Here is a 7399-nt window from a genome sequence, read left to right on the forward strand (position 1 = left end):
CGCTTTATTTTAGGAAAAACAGCCTTATTAAACGCAGATTCTAAGCCATGTAAGTTTCATCTAATCTAAAAAAGTGTTTTGACCCGCTACGCCCAAAATAAAACCCACTAACCATAAAAATTAGTGGGGTTTGTCAGCAGTCTGAAGCCTCGAATTTCGAGGCTTTTTTATCTTGTTATTTCTGGCTTCTAAACAATTCCCATTCTTCGATCACACGTCCGTCCGGTAAATGACAGAGAGCATATTGGTTACCGTCTTTATCTTGTTTCATTTCCAGTTTACCGCCTTGCTGCACGCAATATTCAGAAGCAGGATTGGGCATACCGATAGCGGGTGTTTCGTTGTGCTCGGCTGTGCAAGCGCTAAGCATCGCACTGGCGGAAAGGGCTAGGATACGTTTTTTCATTTTTACTCCGTTTTCTTACAATAATAGCTCAAGGATAATGATTGGGCGTATAATAACACAAAATAACGGTTTAAATATCGTACACTCAAATTCAACTATTGTTGAATTTATCAAAGTTTGTTACATTGAGTGCGGTTTTTCTATCTGGGAGAATATGATGAAGGTCGTGGTTTATAGCACCAAAAAATATGATAAAAACTATTTTGAACTGGTCAATGTTAAATATGGTTTTGAGCTGGAATTTTATGACTTCTTACTCAACGATCGCACCGCTAAAATGGCGGAAGGAGCAGATGCAGTCTGTATTTTTGTCAACGATATTGCTGATCGTCATGTGTTGCAGAAATTGGCGCAAATTGGGGTTAAATTTGTGGCGCTGCGTTGCGCCGGTTTTAATAATGTGGATTTGCAGGCGGCAAAAGAGTTTGGTTTGAAAGTGGTGCGTGTGCCGGCCTATTCACCGGAGGCAGTGGCGGAACACACGGTCGGGTTGATGTTGACCTTGAATCGTCGGATTAATAAAGCCTATAACCGTACTCGTGATGCCAACTTTTCGTTAGAAGGGTTGATAGGATTTAATATGCACGGACGTACTGCCGGGGTGATCGGTAGTGGCAAAATCGGGGTTGCAGTGATGCGGATCCTGAAAGGCTTCGGCATGAATATTCTGACTTATGATCCCTTTATCAATCCGGCAGCGGTCGAACTAGGGGCGGAATATGTCGATTTGGAGACGCTGTATGCCCAATCACATGTGATCACCTTACACTGCCCGGCAACGGCTGAAAACCACCATCTGTTAGATAAAGAGGCTTTTGCTAAAATGCGTGACGGTGTGTTGATTGTGAATACCAGTCGTGGTTCGTTGATTAATACCACCGATGCCCTGCAAGCCTTGAAGAGCCGTAAAATTCGTGGTTTAGGGATTGATGTGTATGAAAATGAACGTGATTTGTTCTTTGAAGACAAATCGAATGAAGTGATTCTGGACGATACCTTCTCGCTGTTAGCCGCGTCACACAATGTGTTGATGACCGGACACCAAGCGTTTTTAACCGAAGAGGCGCTGACCAGTATTGCCGAAGTGACACTGCATAATATTGCTGATTTAGTCAGAAATATTGAAAGCCCAAATGAAGTAAAAAGTTGATTATTTAGCATGCCATACTATTGAGATCGGCGTAGAATAGCAAAGCAAGTTAATATAAATCGGTAAAAGCGATAGGATTATTTTAGGATATGCCTTGAAAATCCGCACAGAAGCGCTTATCTTATACCGTACTGAAATAGTCAAGTAAATAGTATAAACAGTTAACCTAAGGAAAATACAATGAGTGAAGTAGTACATGCCACTGATGCCAGTTTTGAACAAGATGTTTTACAATCCAACTTGCCGGTTGTTTTGGATTTTTGGGCGCCATGGTGTGGCCCTTGCAAAATGATTGCGCCGATTCTGGACGATATTGCTGTCGAATTAGACGGAAAAGTGAAAGTGGTGAAGATTAATGTTGATGAAAGTCAGCAAGTGGCAGCAAAATTTGGTGTGCGTAGCATTCCAACATTAGTGATCTTTAAAGAAGCAAAAGCAGTGGCGACTCAAGTCGGTGCGTTACCGAAGAATCAATTAATTGCGTTGATTGAGAAGTCTATCGCTTAATTAATCAACTATTCTTCAGCAATCCCCTTAGTTCGTTTGATCTAAGGGGATTTTTTATGGATTGTGCTGTTTTAGTAGTTGATGCCGCAGTCCAGACAATAGATATATTGTCCTTTCGGATCATTGAAATGTTTCAGCAAGCCTAATTGGTTTTTTATAGGTTTCAGCTGCTGTGGTTTGAGCCCGAAAAGTGACAATACCGCACTTTGTATCTTGCTTTGGCTACGATTCAAGAAGCGATTGATGAGATCGGGTTGTTCGTCGACAAACCATTGTAACGGAAGAGAATCGATTTCTGCACTGCCTTCAGAACTACGTTTATTCATCAGTGTTAAGGCGGCATCAATCGCACGGTCAAAGTCGCCCAATTCATCGACTAATTTATTTTTTAAGGCGTCTTGTCCTAGCCAAATTCGCCCTTGTGCAATCTCATCCACTTGCGTTTTAGTTAATTTACGGCTGTCAGCAACAATCTGCAAAAATTTATCATAGCCGTGTTCTACGCCTAGCTGGAAGTATTGGCTTAATTCTGGTGATAAATTCTGTGCCAGATTTTGTTCGGCTAGCGGGCCGGTACTGACGCCGTCACTGTTAATTCCCCAGTTATTTAAGGTGTTTTCCAGTGTGAAAAACGCCGAGAAAACGCCGATTGAGCCAGTCAAGGTGTTTGGGTTAGCAACAATGTGGTCCGACTCGGTTGCAATCCAATAACCACCGGACGCTGCCAAACCACCCATGGAGACGACTACCGGTATCCCTTGCTGACGTAGTTCGACTAATTTCTGGCGGATCACTTCGGACGCCACCATACTGCCGCCGGGAGAATTGATCCGCAAAATAACAGCTTTAACAAGGCGATCACGCATTGCATTTTCCAACAAGGCGGCAATACTGTCGCCGCCCACTGAAGTATCTGTGCTGATGCCATCGATAATCTCACCCTCGACATTGACCACGGCAATTTTGTCAGTGGCAGGGTCACTGTTGCGATCAGGCAGTGTCGCCAGATAGTCGCTAAACAGGGTGTATTGGTAGTCGCTGCGATCAGGATTAAAACCAAAAATATCGCTAAATTTGTGGCTGATGTTGCTATTGTTCATCACGGCATTCACCAAACCACGTTGTTTAGCATATTCAGTGCTGTCGCCGTTTAGGGCTTTCAGTTGCTGCAAAAATGTTTGTGGCGTAGGCGATACCGCACTTTGGTCAATTCCTCGGTTTTTGGCAACCAGAGCTAAATAGTTGTGCCACATTTGATCGACCCAAAGGCGGTTGTTGGCTTTGGCTTCGGCAGACATATCATTGCGCAGAAAAGGCTCCACCGCCGATTTGTAGGTTCCGACCCGGAAAATATGTGGCGTAATCTCTAATTTGTCGATTAATGATTTGAAATACAAACTATTTTGGCTCAAACCAAAAATACTGACATCGCCCAGTTGATTGATATAAATTTCATCAGCATAACTTGCCAGCAGGTATTGCGCTTGCGAATAGCGAGAGGAAATCGCATAGATCGGTTTATTTTGTGCTTTAAACTCGGTGAGTGCCTGCCCGATAAATTGTAGCGACGGGATATCACCACCTTCAAAATAGTTCAAATCCAGCACAATACCTTTGATTTTATCGTCAACGGCAGCGTGCTGGATAACATCAACCACATCGAAAGTTGAGATTTGCTGCGGAATCTGGCGCTGGTCCAATTCGCGTAAGGCGTCTAATAAGCTACTTTCTGGGCGGTTGTCGGCAAGATAGCCGTCTAAGTTCAGTAATAATGCGCCCTCTTTAATAGTGGGGGTGGAGCTTGAGGAGTGTAGAAATATACCAACCAAAGTAAAACAGAGTATAACAAACAAAATAAAAAAAACATTCATCACTAAGTCACGGATAAAGCAAAGTCCGCGCCACAGCAATTTAATCAGTCTTGCCAAAGCCCTCATTCGGATCTCCTTAAAAAAAGAATAATTCTTAATTAAATGAAAATGGTATATATTGTAGCAATAATTTTTACCGAATGAAGCAAAGAATTGAGTGGATAAAGGAGATCAAGATGGATGCGTTGGAGTTATTGCTAACTCGTCGTTCAAATAAAAAATTGGTTGCGCCGGCACCGCAGGGCGAGCAGTTAGATAATATTTTGCAAGCGGCATTGCATGCACCGGATCACGGTCGCTTGACACCTTATCGTTTTGTGATCATTGAAAAGCAGGGGCAAGATGTGTTGGAGCAATTGCTGCAAAGTGCGGTCGAAGAGCTGAATTTGGGGGAAGAACGCAAGAAAAAAGCCACGGATGTCAGCCATCGTGCGCCGATGATTATCGCGGTGATCGCCAAAATTAATAATGAGATTGGCAAAGTGCCGGGCTGGGAGCAGATGCTGACGGCAGGTTGTGCCACTTATGCGATGCAGCTTGCTGCCAATGCACAGGGATTTGACAATGTTTGGGTTAGTGGCCCTTGGATTGATGGCAGCGAACTGCGCCAAGCGTTCGGCTGCGAAGCACAGGATAAAGTGATTGCGCTGTTGATGTTGGGCACTGCGGAACAAAAATTGGAAAAAGCCAAAATCCATGATGTATCACCGTATGTCAGCTATCTTTAAGTTACATCCAATTCAATTGTTTCAGAATCACAATCCCGATTGACGAGCCGAACATGGCTGCGAAGGTGGTGATCCCAATAATATTGGCGGCGGTTTTGGCATAGCCGCCCATACTTCTGACCATCGCATAGCTGGCTGCGGCTGCCGGAGTGGCAGACATCAAGAAAATCACCCCTAAATCAATCCCTTGCAAACCAAACAAACGGGCAATCAACACCATCAGCAGCGGCGCAAGCAAAACTCGCCCGATACTCGACCAGATCGCCACTTGTGAGGAGGTATCCATATTCCTGAGGTTCAAACTGGCGCCGGCACAAAGCAGCGCCAGCGGTAGTGTCATATCCGCCAAGTAATCGGCGGTGCTGATCAGCGTCTGCGGCAAGTTGACACCTAAACGGGTGAAAATTAATGCGGCAATAATCGACAAAATCAGCGGATTTTTAATCAACTGTTTGAAAATATAAACAAAATTGGTCTTGCCGCCTTCCGCTAAAGAACGACTGAGGGTGATCACCGCCAGCACGTTAAACAGCAGGGTGATAATCGCAGTATAAACCGAAGCAATCGCCAAGCCGGCAGAGCCGTAAGCATTGGCACAGAGTGATAAGCCGATGATGCCGCTGTTGGCACGGAACACACCTTGCACAAACGTGCCACGCTCTTTTTTGTCATTGACATAACGGGCGGCAAACAGCTCTGCCAAGATAAACAGGATTAACGTACCCAAAATGCCGATGCTGACCACACTGAGCTGCGAGCTGTAATCGGTTGGGTTTTTGATGATGCTGAGGAAAAGCAGCGCTGGCAGGGTGATGTTAAACACTAGCTTTGAGCCTTGATTGCTGAAATGGTCATTGATCATACCGATTTTTTTCAGATAGATACCCAAGATCAGCATTAAAATATTCGGCAGGGTTACGCTTGCCGAAAATAACATTGAGGCGACAAATCCGCTTTCCATCATGTTCTCATCTAATGACAGTGTACTAAAACCGCCTGTTTAAGGGCGGACAGTGACTATTTTTTCGCTTTTTTGATGAATTTCATCAAGCGTTTACGTTTGCGCAGCTGATTCGGGGTCAAGCTGTTGCGTCGTCCGGCAAACGGATTACTGCCTTCTTGGAATTGAATCCGAATAGGAGTACCGATAATTTTCAAACTACGGCGATAGTAGTTGGATAAATAGCGTTTGTAAGAGTCGGCAAGTTTGTCCAACTGATTGCCGTGAATCACAATAATCGGCGGGTTATGCCCGCCTGGGTGGGCATATTTCAGCTTAATTCGTCTGCCGGAAGCAAGCGGCGGCTGGTGTTCGTCGGTCGCCATTTGCAAAATGCGAGTCAACATCGAAGTGGAGAAACGCTTGGTGGCACATTGATAAGCCTCTTGTACCGACTCAAACAGATTGCCGACACCGCTGCCGTGCAGGGCAGAAATAAAATGAATCCGAGCAAAATCAATGAAATCTAAACGGCGATCCAGCTCGGATTTGATCTGATCTTTGGCATCTTGGCTTAAGCCGTCCCATTTATTGACCACAATTACCAACGAACGCCCAGCATTCAGAATAAAGCCGAGCAGCGACAAATCTTGATCGGAAATGCCTTCACGAGCGTCGATGGTCAGCAGCACCACATTGGCATCTTGAATCGCTTGCAGGGTTTTGATCACCGAAAATTTTTCTACTGCAAGCGTGACTTTACCACGTTTGCGCACTCCGGCAGTGTCGATAATAGTATATTGTTGACCGTCACGCTCCATAGGAATATAGATACTATCGCGCGTGGTGCCGGGCAAGTCGTAAACCACCACCCGATCTTCGCCTAAAATGCGATTGGTTAAAGTCGATTTACCGACATTTGGGCGCCCGACAATCGCAATTTTAATATTTTTATGCAGATCTTGTGCTGCGGCTTCATCATTTTGTTCTTCTGCCAATGCCTGATCTAAAAGTGCGGTATCTTCTTCATTATTGAAATCAAAATCCTGATCCCACTCTTGATCCTCAACCGCACTTTGCTGTTGCTGCTCATTTTCAGATTGCTGTAATTGCTCGGCAAATGGCGCCAGCACGTCTTCGATTAAATTGTTGACGCCGCGTCCTTGTGCTGCTGCGATTTGCGCAATTTCACCCAAACCCAATTGATAAAATTCAGCACAGTGTGAATCGGCATCAATACCATCGGTTTTGTTGGCAACCACCACCGTCGTTTTTTCCCGCTGGCGCAGATAATTGGCAATGCCGATATCCGGCGGCGTTAACCCGGCACGGGCGTCCACCATAAACAGCACCACATCGGCTTCTTCAATCGCCAACAGTGACTGTTCCGCCATTTTCTCTTCCACACCTTCTTCCGTGCCGTCGATACCGCCAGTGTCGATCACAATAAAATCATGCCCAGCAATATGCGCATGGCCATATTTGCGATCGCGAGTCAGTCCGGGAAAATCGGCGACCAATGCATCACGCGTGCGGGTCAAACGGTTGAACAGTGTGGATTTGCCTACGTTAGGGCGCCCGACTAGGGCAACTACAGGAGTCATATAAAACCTCGATGGACGAAAGCTGTCGTCATATTTATTATGGGGTGATGTTGCAAGATGATACCGAATTTTCAGGGTGGCGAATAGTGAAAGTTATAAACAAAGAGCAACAGACCTTATGCATTTTGCTTAATTTAGGAAAATAAACAGACCCTAATATATCGGGCTGAAAAATGGCGGAATGGACGGGACT

Annotated in this window: 7 protein-coding genes; 3 read left to right on the top strand and 4 right to left on the bottom strand. The window is 45.0% G+C overall.

The genetic code is table 11. From position 1 onward, the window contains the following. Positions 1 to 175 precede the first annotated feature (175 nt). Complete coding sequence (locus FHQ30_RS03970; protein WP_139612237.1) at positions 176 to 406, bottom strand: putative hemolysin; 231 nt, start codon at positions 404 to 406, stop codon at positions 176 to 178. Positions 407 to 563: 157 nt separating this feature from the next. Between FHQ30_RS03970 and FHQ30_RS03975 the strand changes: the two genes are divergently transcribed. Further along, positions 564 to 1556, top strand: a complete 993-nt coding sequence (locus FHQ30_RS03975) for a 2-hydroxyacid dehydrogenase (RefSeq protein ID WP_139612240.1) — start codon at positions 564 to 566, stop codon at positions 1554 to 1556. Between the two features lie 180 nt (positions 1557 to 1736). Then, entirely contained in the window at positions 1737 to 2063 is a 327-nt protein-coding gene (trxA, locus tag FHQ30_RS03980; RefSeq protein ID WP_132967909.1) for a thioredoxin, read from the top strand. A gap of 71 nt (positions 2064 to 2134) precedes the next feature. Here the strand turns inward: trxA and sppA are convergent, their stop codons facing one another. Further along, positions 2135 to 4000: a signal peptide peptidase SppA gene (gene sppA / locus FHQ30_RS03985; RefSeq protein ID WP_139612238.1), complete on the bottom strand. Its 1866-nt coding sequence runs from the start codon at positions 3998 to 4000 to the stop codon at positions 2135 to 2137. Between the two features lie 110 nt (positions 4001 to 4110). On the opposite strand from sppA, the gene FHQ30_RS03990 reads away from it, so the two are divergent. Beyond that, complete coding sequence (locus FHQ30_RS03990; protein WP_139608633.1) at positions 4111 to 4662, top strand: NAD(P)H nitroreductase; 552 nt, start codon at positions 4111 to 4113, stop codon at positions 4660 to 4662. A 1-nt stretch (position 4663) separates the two neighbouring features. Here the strand turns inward: FHQ30_RS03990 and FHQ30_RS03995 are convergent, their stop codons facing one another. Both FHQ30_RS03995 and der read right to left on the bottom strand, forming a co-directional pair. After that, the gene (locus FHQ30_RS03995) at positions 4664 to 5626 is read right to left on the bottom strand and encodes an AEC family transporter (RefSeq protein ID WP_442805710.1); all 963 of its coding nucleotides are present in this window, start codon (positions 5624 to 5626) and stop codon (positions 4664 to 4666) included. Positions 5627 to 5679: 53 nt separating this feature from the next. Continuing rightward, entirely contained in the window at positions 5680 to 7206 is a 1527-nt protein-coding gene (der, locus tag FHQ30_RS04000; RefSeq protein ID WP_139612239.1) for a ribosome biogenesis GTPase Der, read from the bottom strand. Positions 7207 to 7399 lie beyond the last annotated feature (193 nt).

The sequence above is a fragment of the Testudinibacter sp. 'clade 2' genome, assembly GCF_006227735.1.
Taxonomy (GTDB): domain Bacteria; phylum Pseudomonadota; class Gammaproteobacteria; order Enterobacterales; family Pasteurellaceae; genus Chelonobacter.